Source organism: Shinella sp. WSJ-2, assembly GCF_003432075.1.
Classification (GTDB): domain Bacteria; phylum Pseudomonadota; class Alphaproteobacteria; order Rhizobiales; family Rhizobiaceae; genus Shinella.
On the sequence record NZ_QWBU01000004.1, the window covers coordinates 216,032 to 234,148 of the forward strand.

The following is an 18,117-nucleotide window of genomic DNA, read 5'->3' on the forward strand; positions in this document are numbered from 1 at the left end:
CGCCAAGATCCGGCGCGGGTCTCGGAAAATCAACCAATGGGAGGAAATGCAATGAAATTTTCAAGAAGACTGTTCCTGGAAGGCGTGGCCGCTCTGTCGATCGCCGTCGCCATCCCCGCCATCGCACAGGCAGATGACTTCAAGATGGGCCTTCTCGTGCCCGGCAGCGTCTCGGAAGAGGGCTGGAACCGCATCGGCTTCAACGCGCTGAAGGGCGTGGAAAGCCAGCTCGGCGCCAAGATCAGCTATGTCGAGCTGCAGCAGAACCCGGCCTCCTTCGAAAAGGCGTTCCGCGACTATGCGAGCCAGGGTTACAAGGTCATTCTCGGCCATGGCTTCGAATTCCAGGACGCGGCGCTCGAAGTCGCGCTCGACTATCCCGACACCTATTTCCTGATCTCGTCGAGCAGCATCCATGAAGGCAATGTCATCGGCCTCAACACCGATACCAGCCAGCCCTTCTACCTGATGGGCGTGATCGCCGCGAAAATGGGCAAGAAGGCCGGCCTCGTCGGCGGCATGGAAATCCCGCCGATCCAGCAGGCCTTTACCGGCTTCAAGAACGGCGCGAAAAGCGTCAATCCGGATTTCCCGATCAGCGAGGCCTATATCGGCAACTTCACCGATACGACGGCGGCCAAGGAAGCGGCGCTGAGCATGATCTCGCAGGGCGCCGATTTCGTCGTGCCGAACGCTTCGGGCGCGACAGTGGGCGGCTATCAGGCGATTGCCGAGTCCGGCAAGGACGTGCGCTCCTTCTCGATCTTCAGCGACTTCACACCGGTCGCGCCCAACAACATCCTCGGCCTTTATGTCGCCGACTATGCCCAGGGCGTGGTGGAAGTCGTCAAATCGATCAAGGACGGCACCCCGCCGACGGAAAACGTCGTCTTCGGCCTGAAGGATCCGAAGGTCATCTCCTTCACCTTCCGCGATGACGGCCCGGTCTCCGTGCCGGCCGAGATCCGCGCGGAAGTGAAGGCGATCAGCGACAAGATCGCAGCCGGCGAAATCAAGACGGACGGCCAATAAACGGGGTTGCGCTGCGGCCGATCCTTCGGCCGCGGCCTGCTCCGGCGAATGCCACACAAACATCCGGACCGATCCTATGGCACAGGTAAACCAGGGAGTGCGCGAGACCATGTATCCTCAAGCAGCCCAGACCTTCTACCGGACGCTCTCGCAGATCGCGATCAGCGCCGTGACTCCGATCGCGGCGGTCCTCGTCGCCCTCGCCTTCGGCGCCCTCCTGTTATGGCTGAACGGCTTCAACGGCAGCGACGTCGTCACCGTCATGATCTTTGGCTCGTTCCAGGACATGCGCTCGGTGGGTGAGATCCTGCTGAAGGCGACGCCGCTCATCCTCATCGGCGCAGGCCTCTGCGTCGCCTTCCGCTGTTCGATCTGGAATATCGGCGCCGAAGGCCAGCTCTATGCCGGCGCGATTGCCGCGACGCTGGTCGGAACGAACTTCGACGGGCTTTCCATCTGGGTGCATGCGCCCCTCGTCCTGCTGGCCGGAGCGCTCGCGGGTGCCGCCTGGGCCGGAATTGCCGGCTATCTCAAGGTGCGCTTCCAGGCAAGCGAGATCGTCACCACGATCATGCTCAACTATATCGCACTCATCCTGACGAGCTATCTCGTCACCGGCCCAATGCGCGATGCGAGTGCGGCCTATCCGCAATCCGCCCGCCTGATCCGGGAAGCCTGGACGCCGCGCATCGTCTCCGACATGCGCCTGCATATCGGCATCCTCGTCGCCATCGTGCTGGCGGTCGCGCTCTATATTTTCCTGCAAAGGAGCAGCCGCGGCTTTGCCCTGCGCGTCGTCGGCCTCAATCCGCATGCCGCCCGTTATGCCGGCATGCAGGTCGCCCGCAACGTCATGATCGCCATGTGCATTTCCGGCGCTATGGCCGGCCTTGCCGGCGCGTTCGAAGTGGCTGGCGTCACGCACCGGCTCTATCAGAACATCTCGCCGGGCTATGGTTTCGAAGGTATCGCGGTCGCGCTGCTGGCCGCCAACAATCCCCTGGCGGCCATCGTCTCGGGCGGGCTCTTTGCGACGCTGCGCTCCGGCTCGGAAGTGCTCCAGATCACCTCGCAGGTCCCGCAGGTCCTCGTGCTGGTCATCCAAGGCATGGTCATCCTCTCGGTCGTCGCCTTCGCCAAATTGCGCGACATCCTCAGGATCGTGGCCTGAAAGAATGGAAACTCCCGCCGGGCGCCTGAGCCCTGCGGGAAAACAAAACCTTAGGCGACAATCCCGAAGGGGTTCCCCATGGACGACATGATGTTTCTCACCTTCCTCGCGACGCTCGTCGGCGCCGCCTGGAGACTTGCGACGCCCCTGATCTTCGCCTCGATCGGCGAGGTGTTTTCCGAGCGGGCCGGCGTGCTCAATATCGGGCTGGAAGGCACCATGCTGGTCGGCGCCTTCTGCGGCTTCGCGGCGGCCTTTGCGAGCGGCAGCATCCTTCTCGGCCTGCTGGCTGGTGTTGCCGGCGGCATGCTGTTCGGCCTGATCTTCGCCTTCTTCACGATCACCATCAAGGCGGACCAGATCGTGGTGGGCGCAGCCCTCAACCTGCTCGGCATGGGTCTCACGGCCTTCCTTTTCCGCACCTATTACGTCTCGACCGGCAAGGGCATCGAGATCGCCCAACCCGTACATATCCCCTTCCTGAGCGACATCCCCTTCCTCGGCGAAGCCTTCTTCCGGCAAAACCTCATCGTCTATTCGACGGTTCTCGTCGCGATCCTCGCCAGCCTCGTTCTGTTCCGTACCTCCTTCGGGCTGACGCTGCGGGCCGTCGGCGAACATCCGAAAGCCGTCGACGTCGCCGGCCGCAATGTCGCGGGTTATCGCTACGCTGCCGTTTTGGTCGGAACAGGCCTTGCCGGCCTCGGCGGCGCCTTCCTGACACTCGGTCACTCCAACCAGTTCGTCGAAGGCATCACGTCGGGGCGCGGTTTCATCGCGCTCGCCGTCGTGGTCTTCGCCCGCTGGTCGCCGACCGGGGCGTTCTTTGTCTCGCTGCTCTTCGGCCTGTTCTACGCACTCCAGCTGATGCTTCAGGCGCAGGCGTCCATCGTCGTGCCCTACCAGGTGCTGCAGGCGCTTCCCTACATCATGACGATCGTCACGCTCGTCGTGGTTCGCGGCAAGGGAGCCGCTCCCAGCAAGCTCGGCCAGCCCTACGAGATGAGGTAACGGACATGTCCCAGAAACCCTTCCTGCGCATCGAAAACATCCGCAAGCGCTTCGGCCCCATCATCGCCAGCGACGGCGTGTCGCTCGAAATCGAAGAGGGCGAGATCCACTCGCTGCTCGGCGAGAACGGGGCCGGCAAGAGCGTACTGATGAGCATGATCTGCGGCATGGTGCGGCCTGACGAAGGCGAGATCGTCTTCAAAGGGGAGACCGTGCGCTTCAACAGCCCGCGCGAGGCGATCCGCCAGCGCATCGGCATGGTGCACCAGCACTTCATGCTCGTGCCCAACCTGACGGTCGCGGAAAACTACATTCTCGGCCAGGGCTCGGCGCTGCGCGTCATCAACGACATGGACAAGGTCCACGCCAAGATCCGCGAACTCTCCGACCGCTATGCGCTGGACGTGCGCCCCGACGCCATCATTGAGGATCTCTCGGTCGGCGAGCAGCAGCGCGTCGAAATCCTCAAGGTCCTGTTCCACGGCATCGACCTTCTGATCCTCGACGAGCCGACCGCCGTGCTGACCCCGCAGGAGACCGACCGGCTGCTCTCGCTGATGGGCGATCTCGTTAAGGACGGCAAGACCGTCGTCTTCATCTCGCACAAGCTCGACGAGGTGATGCGCGTCAGCAATCGCATCAGCGTCATGCGCGACGGGCGCGTGGTGCACACCGTCCATGTCGGCGAGACGAATGCCCGCGAGCTCGCGCGCATGATGGTCGGCCGCGACGTGCGCATGGAGCTGCCGCGCAGCCCCGAGCCGCCCGGCCGCACCGTGCTCTCGGTGGAAAACCTGACCTGCCGCGCCGAGACCGGCCTGCCCGCCGTGCGCGGTGTGAGCCTCAATGTGCGCGCCGGCGAGATCGTCGGCATTGCCGGCGTCTCCGGCAATGGCCAGACGGAATTGTCGCTCGCATTGTCCGGCCTGCTGCCGGTCGATAGCGGCCGCGTGATGCTGAACGGCAAGGACATTACCGGCCTCGACCCCGCCACGATCAATGCCAGCAGCTTCTCCCATATCCCGGAGGACCGCCACAAACACGGCATCGTCGTCTCGATGTCGCTCAGCGAAAACACCATCCTCCAGCGCTACGACCAGAAGCCCTTCGCCAGCGGCGGCATGCTGAACCGCGGCGTGATCGGCGAACACACCCGCGACCTGATCAAGCGCTTTCGCGTGAAGAGCCGCGACGAGAACCAGGCGATCGGCTCTCTTTCGGGCGGCAATCAGCAGAAGCTGGTCGTGGCGCGCGAACTGGCCCGCAACCCGGATTTCATCCTCGTCAACCAGCTCGCCCGCGGCATCGATATCGGCGCCATGGAATTCGTCATGGAGGAGATGCTGAAGCAGCGCGACAACGGCCGCGCCATCCTGCTCATCTCCACCGAACTCGAGGAACTCTTTGCGATCTGCGATCGCATCCTCGTGATGTTCCACGGCGAGATCCTCGGCGAATTGCCACCGGACCGCACCCGCCTCGACGAACTCGGCTTGCTGATGGCGGGTCAGACGGAGCAACCGGCGCTTGCGAGCTAGACAGGACGGGAGCGGCAAGGTTTGATGGGAACAGTATAACAGGAGGGCCGCGCGTCCATGAATATCACGCTGCGGCAACTCAGGGCTTTCATCGCGGTGGCCGAACTCGGCCAGTTCAATCTCGCCGCCCGAAACCTGCATCTCACCCAGTCGGCGGTCAGCATCCTCATCCGCGATCTGGAATCCGAAATCGGCGTGCGCCTGTTCGACCGGCATACGCGCATGGTCTCGCTCACACTCGTCGGCCAGGAATTCCTGCCACAGGCGCGAAAGATCCTGAAGGATCTGGAGCTGGCCGTCGGCGACGTGCGTGACAATGCCTCGCTGAAGCGCGGCCAGGTGACGATCGCGGCGGCGATCGTGCTCGCTGCCACGATCGTGCCGCCGATCATCGCGCGCTTCCTGCGCATGTATCCGGAAATCTCCGTGAATATCAGGGACATGCCGGAAGAGCAGATTACGCCTGCGCTGAAGCGCAACGAGGTGGACATTGCCGTCGGCACCCTGTCGGAGGACGACCCGGAAATCACCGCGACGCCGCTCCTGCGCGACAAGTTGATGTTCATGTGCAGGGAGGACCATCGTTTCGCGCGGCGCAAATCCGTGCGCTGGGCGGAACTGAAGGACGAGACCCTCATCACGCTTGCCGCCGCCAATCCGCTGCGCAGCATCGTCGAGCACAATCTCATCCGCGTGGTGCCGAACTACAAGCCGAAATACGAGGTGCGCTTCTCGACGACCGCCATCAGCATGATCGCCGCCGGCATGGGCGTCGCCGTGCTACCGGAGAATTCGAGCCAGCTTGCTTCCGCCGTGCGCGTGACCGCGGTCGATCTTGTCGATCCGCATGTCATGCGCGACGTCTCGCTTCTGCAGCGCCGCCATCACAGCCTGTCGCCGGCCGCAGAGCATCTGAAAGCCGTGTTCATCGCGAGCGCCGCCGAACGCACGGGCTTTTTGGACCGCGACGGCAAGGAATAGCTTTTCCTTTGTATGGAAAGCCTGTTGATCCCTTGGAATGCGGCTGGACGGCATACCCGTGATCACGCTTTAACGGCGCGTGCGGAACGCGATTTCCGTCCTTCAGCCTGCCGATCGGACGACAATGCCAATTCATGAACTTGCAGCCCTTGGGGCCGCGACCTGCTGGGCCCTGACGGGACTGATTTCCGCGGGGCCTGCCGGCCATCTCGGCGCACCGACCTTCAATCGTGTCCGCCAGATTTTTGTTACGGGGCTGCTGACGCTCTACGTCCTCGTGACCGGCGCATGGCGCGAGCTGGACGCGACGACGATCACTCCGCTGCTTCTGTCCGGTTTCATCGGCATCTTCATCGGCGACACCCTGCTTTTCTCGACGCTCAACCGCGTCGGCCCGCGCCGCTCCGGCATCCTCTTCGCGCTGAATGCGCCGATCGCCGCCCTGCTGGGCTGGCTGGTGCTGGGCGAGGCCTTGTCCGTCTCGGCTGTCGCCGGCATCGCGGTGACGGCCATGGGCGTCTTCCTCGCTATCATCTTCGGCAAGCGCAAGGCGCAGATGCATGAGTGGGAGACGATCAAGGGGCCGCTGTGGATCGGCGTGCTGCTTGGGCTGGGTGCCGCGACCGGTCAGGCCATCGGCTCGATCATCGCGCGACCCGTCATGGAGACCGGTCTCGATCCGTTCGTCGCCTCGCTGCTGCGCGTCGGCATCGCGGCCGCCTGTCTCAGCGTCATGGCGCAGCTGCCGATCGCCTCCGTCAAGCCGAAGGGACCGCTGACCCCAAAAGTGCTGGCCATGACGGCGCTGACCGGCTTTACCGCGCTTGCCATCGGCATGACGCTGCTGCTGTTTGCGCTTTCGGGCGGCAAGGTCGGCATCGTCTCGACGCTTTCGGCCACCTCCCCTGCCATCATCTTGCCGATGCTATGGCTGCGGACCGGCGAACGCCCGGCGGCGGGCGCCTGGGCCGGGGCAGCCCTCGTCATTCTCGGCATGGGGCTGATCTTCATTCGCTAACGCTTATTCATGCCCAGTGCGAATAACTGCTGTGCCGAATGGTGGATAAAACTTTAAGCGAAATCTAACGGTCGAGGCCTACGACTGGAACAGTTTCTCCAGCTTAGGCAACCGCCATGCGCAATATCCCTATCATCGGCAAGTTCCTCGTTATCCTCTGCGCTTTCGGCCTGTTCGTCGCCGGCGTGACCGCTTACAGTACCTCGCGTATCGCCTTCATCGATACGTCCTATTCCACGCTGCTGAACGAAGAAGCCACCGCAACCCTGATGCTGGCGCGGGCGAGCCGCAGCCTCGTCTCCGTCCGCTCGGCTATTGCCGACATTTTGATTGCGCGCACGCCCGAGGCCAAGGAAGCCGCCGTCGCGGATATAAAGCTGAGCGAAGGCTTCTTCTCCAAGCAGATGGATACGGCCAGCGCCGCCGCGCCCGCCAACGAGCGGATCAAAGCCATCAAGACGGCAGCGCTCGATGCCTTGAACAGCCAGTGCAGTGCGCTGATCGCCGACGCCGGCACGGCATTGGATGACGCTGCGATCACCCGCACCCAGGCCGATTTCAACGCAACCTGCAAACCCGCCTTCGCCACCGTGATCAACGACATCACCGACGAGATCGGCAAGATCACCGCCGTCGGCGAAGCGCGCCATCAAGCCCTTGTCGACGCCACGCGGACCACCATTCTGACGACGATCTTCGCCGTCATCATTGGCCTCGCGGCCATGCTCGTCGCCGGCTTCTTCGCCATCCGCGCCTGGATCGCCCGCCCCTTGAACATTCTCTCCGGCACTATGACCACGCTCGCCAATGGCGATCTCGATGTGGCTGTCGCCGAGATCGAGCGCCGCGACGAAGTGGGCGGCATGGCCCGCGCCGTTCAGGTCTTCAAGGACAACGGCCTGCGCACTCGCGCGCTCGAAGCCTCCTCCGAGGCCCAGCGCAGCGCGACCGAAGCCGAGCGCGAGCGCCGTGCCGAGGTCGATCGCCTGCGCGCCGCCGCCATGGCCGAGGCCACCGAAGGTCTCGCTGGCGGCCTCAAGCGCATGGCCAGTGGTGATCTCGCCTGCGAGTTGACCCAGTCCTTCGCGCAGGAATTCGAGGCGCTTCGCCAGGATTTCAACGCCGCCGTTGGCCAGTTGCGCACCACGCTGCAATCCGTCTCTGAGGCCACCGGTGCTATCGACAGCGGCTCGCGCGAACTGAGCCAGGCCGCCAACGACCTGTCGCGCCGCACCGAGCAGCAGGCCGCGGCCCTCGAAGAGACGGCCGCCGCCCTCGACGAGATCACCGCCAACGTCTCCAACTCGTCCAAGCGTGCCGAAGAGGCCCGTGCGAAGGCATTGGAAGCGACCGGTTCGGCCGATCTTTCAACCAAGGTCGTCTCGGATGCCGTCTCGGCCATGCAGCGCATCGAGGACTCCTCGCGCCAGATTTCGAACATCATCGGTGTCATCGACGAGATTGCCTTCCAGACCAACCTTCTTGCGCTGAATGCCGGTGTCGAAGCCGCCCGCGCCGGTGAGGCCGGCAAGGGTTTTGCGGTCGTCGCGCAGGAAGTGCGCGAGCTTGCCCAGCGCTCGGCGCAGGCGGCGAAAGAGATCAAGGAGCTCATCCGCCATTCCGCGACGGAAGTGGAAGGCGGCGTCCGCCTGGTGACGGAAACCGGCGAGGCGCTGAAGGTGATCGGCCAGCATGTCAACGACATCAACGGCCAGCTGAACGCCATCGCGACATCCGCCCGCGAACAGTCGATCGGCCTTGCCGAGGTCAACGCCGCCGTCAACCAGATGGACCAGACGACGCAGCAGAACGCAGCGATGGTCGAGCAGTCGACCGCCGCCAGCGCCTCGCTTGCCACGGAAGCCGAGCGGTTGCGCCAACTCGTCGGCCAGTTCCAGGTCGGTGCGGCCGTTGGCCGCGCGCCGGCTCAGGCAAGAACATCGGTCGCAGCGGCCGGCAACGCCTCGCGTGCCGTCGCCTCACCTGCCCGCCGCATGGTCGGCAAGATCGCAAGTGCCTTCGGCGGCGGTGCTGCCGCCCCCGCAGCACAAGCAGAGTGGGACGAATTCTAAGCGAAAACATCAGTCTCGCCGGGGCCTGTCACCCCGGCGAGATGCAGCATTCTTACAGCCAGCCGTTTTTGCGGAACCGCCAGTAGAGGAAGCTGCACGTCGCCACGATGGCGGTGAGCACCATCGGATAGCCGTATTCCATCCTGAGTTCCGGCATATCGGAAAAATTCATGCCGTAGATGCCGGCGAGCGCCGTCGGCACGGCAAGGATAGCCGCCCACGATGCGAGCTTCTTGGAAATTGCCGTCTCCTGGCTCTGGCCGACCAACAGGCTCGCCTCGAAGGCGAAGGCGAGCACTTCGCGCAGGCTGTCGATCTTTTCCTGCACAGTGCGGATATGGTCGGTCACATCGCGAAACAGCGGATGCATGGCTGCCTGAATTTGCGGCAGATCGGAACTCGTCAGCCGCCGGCAGACCTCCACCAGCGGCAGCGCGGCGTTGCGCAGGCGTAAGAGATCACGCCGCATCATGTAGAGCCGCTCGATTTCCGGCCCGGTCATCGGCTTCAGCAGCACCTTGTCCTCGATCTCCTCGACCTCGTATTCGAGCTGCTCCAGCACCGGCATGTAGTTGTCGACGATGAAATCGAGGATCGCGTAGAGCACGAAGTCCTCACCCTTCGCCAGGGAATGCGGGCAGGTCTCCCAATGTTGGCGGACAGTGGCATAGGAGGTCGAGGGGCCGTGCCGCACGCTGACGATATAGCCTTTGCCGACGAAGAGATGAGTTTCGCCGAAGATGACGCGGCGGTCGATCAGCTGTGCGGTGCGCGCCACGATGAACAATGCATCGCCATATTGCTCGAGTTTGGGGCGCTGATGCGGGTGCTCCGCGTCTTCGATGGCAAGATCGTGCAGGTGGAATTGCGCCTGCACACGCAAGAGAAGCTCGCGGCTCGGCTCCAGAAGCCCGATCCAGACGACATGGCCTTCCTTTGCCGCCCAGGCGCCGGCCTCCTCGATGGGAATATCGGCGATGCGTCTCCCGGCCATGTAGACGCTGGAAGCAACAATGCCTTCTTGCGGCGAGACGGGTGTGAATGTGCGCGCATGATCCATCATCCCCTCCGTCCGACCGTCGCCAATGGGCTGTGGTCGTCGGTCGCTAATTTAGCGTAGATTCGTCAATGCTTCGAGAAAAAGCTTGATCTTTGCCAAGCGGGAATCAGTTCTGCCTATCACCACACACCGCGTCGCCTAATTTTTAAGCAGACCGCCTCTTCCTTCCGCGTTCTCAGCGCGCTCGACGCAGAAAAGGTCGCTGCGCAGTAGAAAAACCCGCCAATTTCCGCACCGATCTCAATCTGGCACGGTGCATGCATATAACAGCTCAGTGGCTGCCGACAGGATGTCCGGTGGTCTTGGAACCAAGCGTGACGTGAGAGAACGAAATGACCAAGTTTAAGCTCGAATACATCTGGCTCGACGGCTGCAAGCCCACCCCGAACCTGCGCGGCAAGACCCTCATCAAGGAATTCGACGCTTTCCCGACGCTCGACCAGCTCCCGAACTGGGGCTTCGACGGCTCCTCGACCCAGCAGGCCGAAGGTTCCAGCTCCGACTGCGTGCTGAAGCCGGTCGCCTCCTATCCGGATCCGGAGCGCAAGAACGGCGTTCTCGTGCTCTGCGAAGTCATGATGCCCGACGCCAAGACGCCGCATCCCTCCAACACCCGCGCGTCGATCCTTGATGACGAGGGCGCCTGGTTCGGTTTCGAGCAGGAATATTTCTTCTACCAGAACGGCCGCCCTCTTGGCTTCCCGGAAGCCGGCTTCCCGGCGCCGCAGGGTCCGTATTACTGCGGCGTCGGCTTCAGCAATGTCGGCTCCGTCGCCCGCAAGATCGTCGAAGAGCATCTCGACATCTGCCTGGCCGCCGGCATCAACCATGAAGGCATCAATGCCGAAGTCGCCAAGGGCCAGTGGGAATTCCAGGTCTTCGGCAAGGGCTCGCGCAAGGCCGCGGACGAAATCTGGCTTGCCCGCTACCTGCTGCAGCGTCTGACGGAAAAGTACGGCATCGACGTCGAATATCACTGCAAGCCGCTCGGTGACACCGACTGGAACGGCTCGGGCATGCATGCCAACTTCTCGACCCAGTACATGCGCGAAGTCGGCGGAAAGGCCTATTTCGAAGACCTGATGGAGGCGTTCGCCGAAGCCCGCGCCGACCACATCGCCGTCTACGGTCCCGACAACCACATGCGCCTGACCGGCAAGCACGAGACCGCCTCGATCCACCAGTTCAGCTACGGCGTGGCTGACCGCGGCGCCTCGATCCGCGTCCCGCACAGCTTCGTCAACAACGACTACAAGGGCTACCTGGAAGATCGCCGTCCGAACTCGCAGGGCGACCCCTACCAGATCGCTTCGCAGATCCTGAAGACCATCGCCACGGTCCCGACCGACGTCGAAAACCGTCAGGCCGCCTGATCTTACCCAAGTCGCATCGACAACGGACGCCCCGCATCTTGCGGGGCGTTTTCGTTTGTCGAAGCGGATATGAAAAAACATCTCTTGAAAGCAAGCGCGGGAAGGGTGAGTAAAAGCCGATAGGGTTCCTATATGGAAACGTGCCGATTCCGGCAGATCGATTTCCTCCCGCGAAACAAGGTTGAATTTCATGACCGAAAAATCACCCAGCGACAATTTTCCCGCCGGCTACCAGCCGCCCAAGGTCTGGGAATGGGAACAGGGCAACGGCGGCGCCTTCGCCAATATCAACCGCCCGACCGCCGGCGCGACCCAAGACAAGGACCTACCGGTCGGCAAACACCCGCTGCAGCTCTATTCGCTGGCCACACCGAACGGCGTGAAGGTCGGCATCATGCTGGAGGAGCTCCTCGCTGCCGGTCACAAGGATGCGGAATATGATGCCTGGCCGATCCGCATCGGCAATGGCGACCAGTTCGGTTCCGGCTTCGTAGACGTGAACCCGAATTCCAAGATCCCGGCGCTGATGGACCATGCGCCGAAGGGCGGCGGCGCGCCGGTGCGTGTCTTCGAATCCGCCTCGATCCTGCTTTACCTCGCGGAAAAATACGGCGCCTTCCTGCCGAGCGACCTGCGCGCCCGCACGGAAACCTTCAACTGGCTGTTCTGGCAGATGGGCTCCGCGCCCTTCCTCGGCGGCGGTTTCGGTCACTTCTATGCATATGCGCCGATCCAAATCAAATACGCCATCGACCGCTACGCGATGGAAGTGAAGCGCCAGTTGGACGTGCTCGACCGGCATCTCGCCGACAACCAATATATGGCCGGCGCCGACTATACGATCGCCGACATGGCGATCTGGCCGTGGTATGGTGCTCTCGCACTCGGGCAGGCTTACGGCGACGCCGGCACCTTCCTCGACGTGCAGAGCTACAAGAACGTCCAGCGCTGGACGGCCGAAATCGCCGCACGCCCCGCCGTCAAGCGCGGCCGCATGGTCAACAAGCTGACCGGCGATCCGTCCGAGCAGCTGCATGAACGCCACGACGCCTCCGACTTCGACACGAAGACGCAGGACAAGATCGGCCAGAACGGAAGCTGAGGACATGGGAAAAGCGACCCTGCCCGACATGATCAAACACCGCGGCTTTCCCTCGGGCATGCCGGGCACCGGTGTGCAATTCACCATCCGCCGCGCCAATCCGCGCGGGGTAACGCCCATCAAGGCGCTGCCCCGCAAGGCACGCGCGGGAACGGCCGAATACCGGATCGACGCCGCCTTCGTGCATGCGCTCTGGCATCATTTCGGCGCCGAGCCTTTCGAGCGCGGCAATCTCGATGCCGCCCGTCTCAGCCTGCTCTTCGGCCGTGAGGTCGTGGCGGCGGACAAGGAATTCGATCCGCTGTCCTATGAGGCGATGTTGCAGATCAACGAACGCGTCGCCCGCCAGAGCTTCCCGGAAGCCTTCGACGACGTGTTCGAAGTCTGAGTGGCAAAGCTACTTCAACGCAAGAACCACCGACCCGGCCACCGGGTCGGTCACGCCGAGCCCGCCGCCGAGATCCTCGAGGGTCGCGCGAAAACTGTCGAGCGTGGCAATCATCTGCGGCCGGCTCGCCGCCATCGCGTCCATGCTCTCCCATTCTGCGACGATGCAGTAACGCCCCTCGCCCGACTGGATGATATTGGCGTGACGCAAGCCCTCCCAATTGCCGGCGACGCCACGATGGGCATCGAGGAAGGCCGCCTCCATGCCCGGCTTGACTTTAAAACGCACGACATTGAATGCAGTCATGGCAGCCTCCGGTGCGATTGAAAACGATGTTGTCCCCAAGCCGCCAGATTACCACGCCTAAAGAATGAGAAAAAGCTAAAATGCCTTGCGCCGGAGCACGAGATAGCCGGCGCCCGCGCTCATGATGGCCAATGCATACCAGGTCAGCGCATAGACCAGATGGCTGTTGCGGAAGGTCACGACGGTCAGGCCGCCGATCGGCAGGCCACCCATATTGGGCGTCGCATCCGCATCGATGAAATAGGGCTCCACATTGGCCAGTCCCTTCGCCGCAGCGATCGCCGCCACATCGCGGGAGAACCAGCGGTCGCCTGCCGGGTCGTTGGCGCGCAGGAAGGCGCCGCCGGGCTCGCTCAGGCGCAGAAGCCCCGTCACGGAGACCGGACCGGCGGCCAGTTCGCTGGCAAGGCGCGCCTCGGGGGAGCGCTTGTCCACCGGCACGAACCCGCGATTGACGAGAACGGTCGAACGGTCGGCCTGCCGCAGCGGTGTCAGCACCCAGAAACCGGAACCGCGCTCCGTGACGGCCTGCACCAGCACGGATTTTTCGTGATCGAAGAGGCCCGTGGCGGTGACGCGGCGATATTCGTCTTCCGCCGGATCGATAACACCCGAAGGCGCGGGCGCCGGATCGGCATGGATGCGCCCATCCACGCGGGCGATAAGGTCGAGCTTCCAGAACAGACGCTGCACCTGCCAGCTGCCGAGCGCGGCGAAAACCGCAAAAAGGCAGAGAAGCAAAACAGTCAAGGCCAGTCGGCTGCGGGAGGACGGCTTGTCGCCTCCGCCCGGCACGTGATCCGCGTTCATCGTCAGGGCATGTTCTTCATCATCTCGTGGGTCATCGGCATCATGTTGGCATTGAGGTGATGCATGACCCAGAGCGAGCCGGCGAGCGCGATGCCGACGATGATCAGCGTGAAGATCAGCGCCATCATGGTCCAGCCGCCTTCCGAGCGGGTGTTCATGTGCAGGAAATAGACCATGTGCACGACGATCTGCACCACGCCGATCGCCATGACGAGAACGGCGGTGAAGAGCTTGCTGTCGAGCACGTCACCCATGACCAGCCAGAACGGAATGGCCGTCAGGATGATCGAGAGTACGAAACCGATCATATAGCCCCGGAACGACCCGTGGCCTGCGCCATGTCCGTCGCTGTGGGCGTGATGGGCGTCATGCGCGCTTTCGTGGGTGGGGTTCGCGCTCATCCGAGGACTCCGAGCAGATAGACGAAGGAGAAGACGCCGATCCAGATGACGTCGAGGAAGTGCCAGAACATCGAGAGGCACATCAGCCGGCGGCGGTTTTCAGGTGTCAGGCCGCGCTTCTTGACCTGCACCATCAGCGTGATCAGCCAGATCGTGCCGAAGGTGACGTGCAGGCCGTGCGTGCCGACCAGCGTGAAGAAGGACGACAGGAAGGCTGAGCGGGTCGGGCCCGCACCTTCGAGGATCAGGTGATAGAACTCGTAGAGTTCTAGGCCTAGGAAGGCTGCGCCGAAAATGCCTGTTATGCCGAGCCAGACCAGCGTCTCCATCTTGGCGTTGCGCTCCATCTGGAGCATCGCGAAGCCGTAGGTGATGGAGGAGAGGAGCAGCATCGCGGTATTGATGGCGACGAGATTGAGGTCGAAGAGATCGGCCGGCGACGGACCGGCGGCATAGTTGCGGCCAAGCACGCCATGCGTCGCGAAGAGCACGGCGAAGATCAGGCAGTCGCTCATCAGGTAGAGCCAGAAACCCAGCATGGTGCTGTTTTCCGGATGATGGTCTTCCTTGAGGTAGAAGACCGGCTTTCCGTCGGGATTATGGACTTGGGTCGCGCTCATGGGCTCAGGTCCGTTCTGCAAGCAGCGTCGTGCGCGCATCTTCCGTCGCCGTCACGGTCTCGGCGGGGATGAAGAAGTCACGATCGTAGTTGAAGGTATGGGCGATCGACACCGCGATGATGGCGATGAAGGAAACCGCTGCCAGCCACCAGATGTACCAGATCAGCGCGAAGGCAAGCACGATGCTGATACCGGCGAGGATGACGCCCGTCCCGGTGTTCTTCGGCATGTGGATCGGTCGGAAGCCTTCCGTCGGACGCTCGTAGCCGCGGTTCTTCATGTCGTACCAGCTATCATGGTCATGCACGACGGGCGTGAAGGCAAAATTGTAATCCGGCGGTGGCGAGGAGGTCGACCATTCCAGCGTGCGGCCGTTCCAGGGGTCGCCGCTGTCGCAGCGCAGTTGGTCACGCTTGAGGTAGCTGACGACGAGCTGGATGACGAAGGAGGCGATGCCGATGGCGATCAGGCCAGCACCGAAGGCAGCGATGATGAACCAGATCTGCAGCGACGGGTCCTCAAACTGGCTGACGCGGCGGGTAACACCCATCAGACCGAGCACGTAGAGCGGCATGAAGGCGAAGAAGAAGCCGATCTGCCAGAACCAGAAACTCATCTTGCCCCAGAATGGATCGAGCTTGTAGCCGAAAGCCTTGGGGAACCAGTAGACGACGCCCGCCATCAGGCCGAACAGCACGCCGCCGATGATGACGTTGTGGAAGTGGGCGATCAGGAAGAGCGAGTTGTGCAGCACGAAATCGGCCGGCGGGATCGCAAGCATCACGCCCGTCATACCGCCGATGACGAAGGTCACCATAAAGCCGATCGTCCACAGCATCGGCACCTCGTAACGGATGCGCCCGCGATACATGGTGAAGAGCCAGTTGAACATCTTCGCACCCGTCGGGATCGAGATGATCATGGTGGTGATGCCGAAGAAGGCGTTCACCGATGCGCCCGAGCCCATCGTGAAGAAGTGGTGCAGCCACACGAGATAGGACAGGATCATGATGACGCAGGTGGCATAGACCATGGAGGCATAGCCGAAAAGACGCTTGCCACTGAAGGTGGCGACCACTTCGGAGAAAATGCCGAAGGCCGGCAAGATGAGGATATAGACCTCCGGATGGCCCCAGATCCAGATGAGGTTGATATACATCATCGGATTGCCGCCGAGATCGTTCGTAAAGAAGTTCGTGTCGACGTAGCGGTCAAGAGAAAGGAGCGCGAGCGTTGCCGTCAGGATCGGGAAAGTCGCGACGATCAGGATGTTCGTGCAGAGCGACGTCCAGGTGAAGATCGGCATCTTCATGAAGGTCATGCCGGGAGCGCGCATCTTCACGATGGTCGCGATCAGGTTGATGCCCGACAAGGTCGTGCCGACACCGGCCACCTGCAGGCCCCATATGTAATAGTCGACGCCGACGCCCGGACTGTAATCGGCGCCCGACAGCGGCGGATAGGCCAGCCAGCCGGTGCGCGCGAATTCGCCGACGAACAACGACATCATGATGATGACGGCGCCGGCCGTTGTCATCCAGAAGGAGAAGTTGTTGAGGAAGGGGAACGAGACGTCGCGTGCGCCGATCTGCAGCGGCACCACATAGTTCATGAAGCCGGTGACGAAGGGCATCGCCACGAAGAAGATCATGATCACGCCATGGGCGGTGAAGATCTGGTCGTAGTGGTGCGGGTTGAGGTAGCCCTCGTTGCCGTTGAAGGCGATCGCCTGCTGGATGCGCATCATGATGGCGTCGGCAAAGCCGCGCAGCAGCATGATGATGGCGAGGATGATGTACATGATGCCGATCTTCTTGTGATCGACGCTCGTGAACCATTCGTGCCAGAGATAGCCCCAGAGCTTGAACTTCGTGATGAGCGCCAGGACCGCAAGGCCGCCGATGGCAACCGCCGCGAAAGTCACGACGAGGATGGGCTCGTGATAGGGGATCGCTTCAAGGGAAAGCCGACCGAAGAGGAATTTCGTGAGGCTGATGTCACCGAACATGGGATCGTCCAATAGCTTATCGAGTGCGCATCCGCGTCAGGCGCGGGTGCCATGAAATCCTGGTTTGACCGCATTATCTAACGCCGAAGCGATGCCGCTTCGGCCGGAAATGCTCTAGTGCGACTGGTGCGCGTCGTGGTTCATCGTGGCCGGCTCCTCCTGCCGCTCGTCGACGCCTTCGGCCGGCTCTTCGCTGCGTGCAGGGTTGCCGGTTTCCGGGAAGGTGGCGGCGGGCGCCTCTTTCGCGGTGTGCCGGTTGTCGTGCTCGAGCTTGGCCTTGTTCTCGTGGCTCTCCTTGCCGGCACCACCCATCATGTCGATATGCATCATATCCTTCATGCACATCTGACCCTCGCGGGCGCACATGTTGAGCACGGCTTCGTAAAGCCCGTTCTCGACGGTCGCGTAATAGCGCACCGGCTCCTTGGTGCTAGGCTTTTCGAGCTTCAGATAGGCATCGCGGTTGAGCGCGGTGCCGTTCTGCTTCACGCGGGCGACCCAGGCATCGAAACCGGCCTGATCCACGCCATGGAACTTGAAACGCATGTGGGAGAAACCATCGCCGCTGTAGTTGGACGAAAGGCCCTCATATTCGCCGGCCTTGTTGATGACCGCGTGCAGCTTCGTTTCCATGCCTGGCATCGTGTAGATCATGCCGGCAAGGGCAGGAACGTAGAAGGCGTTCATCACCGATGAGGCGGTGAGCTTGAAGTTGATCGGCACATCGACGGGGGCTGCCATCTCGTTGACGGTGGCGATGCCGTATTCCGGGTAGAAGAACAGCCACTTCCAGTCGAGCGCCACCACCTCGACCGTGATCGGCTTCACCGCGTCGGTGACCGGCCGGGCCGCATCGATCCGGTCGAGCGGGCGATAGGGATCGAGCTTGTGCGTGCTCACCCAGGTGATAGCCCCGAGCGCGATGATGATGGCGAGCGGTGCCGACCATATGATCACTTCGAGGCCGGTCGAATGATGCCATTCGGGTTCATATTTAGCCGCTGTGTTCGACTGGCGATAGCGCCAGGCGAAGAACAGCGTCAGGAAAATCACGGGCACGATGATGACAAGCATCAGGATCGTCGATACGACAATCAGATCTCTTTGCTGCACTGCAACATCGCCCGAAGGCGACATAACGACGAGGTTGCACCCCGAAAGGGTGGCCATCATAAGGGCTAAAAGAGTCAATCTTCGGGCTAAACTGAATTGCTTCGGCATCTCGG

Annotated in this window: 17 protein-coding genes; 10 read left to right on the plus strand and 7 right to left on the minus strand. The window is 62.4% G+C overall.

What is annotated here, in order from left to right:
* Positions 1–51: 51 nt before the first annotated feature.
* The 7 genes from D0Y60_RS11860 to D0Y60_RS11890 all read left to right on the plus strand — a co-directional run bounded on the left by D0Y60_RS11860 (position 52) and on the right by D0Y60_RS11890 (position 8,823).
* Complete coding sequence (locus tag D0Y60_RS11860; RefSeq protein ID WP_117370120.1) at positions 52–1,032, plus strand: BMP family protein; 981 nt, start codon at positions 52–54, stop codon at positions 1,030–1,032.
* A gap of 76 nt (positions 1,033–1,108) precedes the next feature.
* On the plus strand, positions 1,109–2,203 hold the full coding sequence (locus D0Y60_RS11865; RefSeq protein WP_117370122.1) for an ABC transporter permease: 1,095 nt from the start codon (positions 1,109–1,111) through the stop codon (positions 2,201–2,203).
* A gap of 78 nt (positions 2,204–2,281) precedes the next feature.
* Positions 2,282–3,214: an ABC transporter permease gene (locus D0Y60_RS11870; protein ID WP_117370124.1), complete on the plus strand. Its 933-nt coding sequence runs from the start codon at positions 2,282–2,284 to the stop codon at positions 3,212–3,214.
* Between the two features lie 5 nt (positions 3,215–3,219).
* Positions 3,220–4,752, plus strand: coding sequence for an ABC transporter ATP-binding protein (locus D0Y60_RS11875; RefSeq protein WP_117370126.1), 1,533 nt, complete (start codon positions 3,220–3,222; stop codon positions 4,750–4,752).
* A gap of 57 nt (positions 4,753–4,809) precedes the next feature.
* A complete protein-coding gene (locus D0Y60_RS11880; protein ID WP_117370128.1) occupies positions 4,810–5,733 on the plus strand; it encodes a LysR family transcriptional regulator in 924 nt (307 codons plus the stop codon).
* 124 nt (positions 5,734–5,857) lie between these two features.
* Positions 5,858–6,751 (plus strand): DMT family transporter, encoded by an 894-nt coding sequence (locus D0Y60_RS11885; RefSeq protein ID WP_117370130.1) that lies wholly within the window; start codon positions 5,858–5,860, stop codon positions 6,749–6,751.
* 116 nt (positions 6,752–6,867) lie between these two features.
* Positions 6,868–8,823 (plus strand): methyl-accepting chemotaxis protein, encoded by a 1,956-nt coding sequence (locus D0Y60_RS11890; RefSeq protein WP_117370132.1) that lies wholly within the window; start codon positions 6,868–6,870, stop codon positions 8,821–8,823.
* Positions 8,824–8,875: 52 nt separating this feature from the next.
* Here the strand turns inward: D0Y60_RS11890 and D0Y60_RS11895 are convergent, their stop codons facing one another.
* Positions 8,876–9,883, minus strand: coding sequence for a magnesium and cobalt transport protein CorA (locus D0Y60_RS11895; protein ID WP_117370134.1), 1,008 nt, complete (start codon positions 9,881–9,883; stop codon positions 8,876–8,878).
* 332 nt (positions 9,884–10,215) lie between these two features.
* Here D0Y60_RS11895 and D0Y60_RS11900 point away from each other — a divergent pair, with 332 nt between their 5' ends.
* The 3 genes from D0Y60_RS11900 (at position 10,216) to D0Y60_RS11910 (ending at position 12,746) form a co-directional block, all read left to right on the plus strand.
* Complete coding sequence (locus D0Y60_RS11900; protein ID WP_117370136.1) at positions 10,216–11,256, plus strand: glutamine synthetase beta-grasp domain-containing protein; 1,041 nt, start codon at positions 10,216–10,218, stop codon at positions 11,254–11,256.
* Positions 11,257–11,446: 190 nt separating this feature from the next.
* Positions 11,447–12,358 carry a glutathione-dependent disulfide-bond oxidoreductase gene (yghU, locus tag D0Y60_RS11905; protein ID WP_117370420.1) on the plus strand — a complete coding sequence of 304 codons (912 nt, stop codon included), beginning with the start codon at positions 11,447–11,449 and terminating at the stop codon, positions 12,356–12,358.
* A gap of 4 nt (positions 12,359–12,362) precedes the next feature.
* Positions 12,363–12,746, plus strand: coding sequence for a hypothetical protein (locus tag D0Y60_RS11910; protein ID WP_117370138.1), 384 nt, complete (start codon positions 12,363–12,365; stop codon positions 12,744–12,746).
* Between the two features lie 9 nt (positions 12,747–12,755).
* Here the strand turns inward: D0Y60_RS11910 and D0Y60_RS11915 are convergent, their stop codons facing one another.
* The 6 genes from D0Y60_RS11915 to cyoA form a co-directional block, all read right to left on the minus strand.
* On the minus strand, positions 12,756–13,052 hold the full coding sequence (locus D0Y60_RS11915; protein ID WP_117370140.1) for an antibiotic biosynthesis monooxygenase family protein: 297 nt from the start codon (positions 13,050–13,052) through the stop codon (positions 12,756–12,758).
* Positions 13,053–13,127: 75 nt separating this feature from the next.
* Entirely contained in the window at positions 13,128–13,862 is a 735-nt protein-coding gene (locus D0Y60_RS11920; RefSeq protein ID WP_117370142.1) for an SURF1 family protein, read from the minus strand.
* Positions 13,863–13,864: 2 nt separating this feature from the next.
* Positions 13,865–14,263 carry a cytochrome o ubiquinol oxidase subunit IV gene (cyoD, locus tag D0Y60_RS11925; protein WP_117370144.1) on the minus strand — a complete coding sequence of 133 codons (399 nt, stop codon included), beginning with the start codon at positions 14,261–14,263 and terminating at the stop codon, positions 13,865–13,867.
* Positions 14,260–14,883, minus strand: a complete 624-nt coding sequence (gene cyoC, locus D0Y60_RS11930) for a cytochrome o ubiquinol oxidase subunit III (RefSeq protein WP_117370146.1) — start codon at positions 14,881–14,883, stop codon at positions 14,260–14,262. Before cyoC ends, cyoD begins: the two co-directional genes overlap by 4 nt.
* A 4-nt stretch (positions 14,884–14,887) precedes the next feature.
* Positions 14,888–16,891 carry a cytochrome o ubiquinol oxidase subunit I gene (cyoB, locus tag D0Y60_RS11935; RefSeq protein ID WP_117370148.1) on the minus strand — a complete coding sequence of 668 codons (2,004 nt, stop codon included), beginning with the start codon at positions 16,889–16,891 and terminating at the stop codon, positions 14,888–14,890.
* 114 nt (positions 16,892–17,005) lie between these two features.
* Entirely contained in the window at positions 17,006–18,112 is a 1,107-nt protein-coding gene (gene cyoA / locus D0Y60_RS11940; protein WP_117370150.1) for a ubiquinol oxidase subunit II, read from the minus strand.
* Positions 18,113–18,117: the final 5 nt, after the last annotated feature.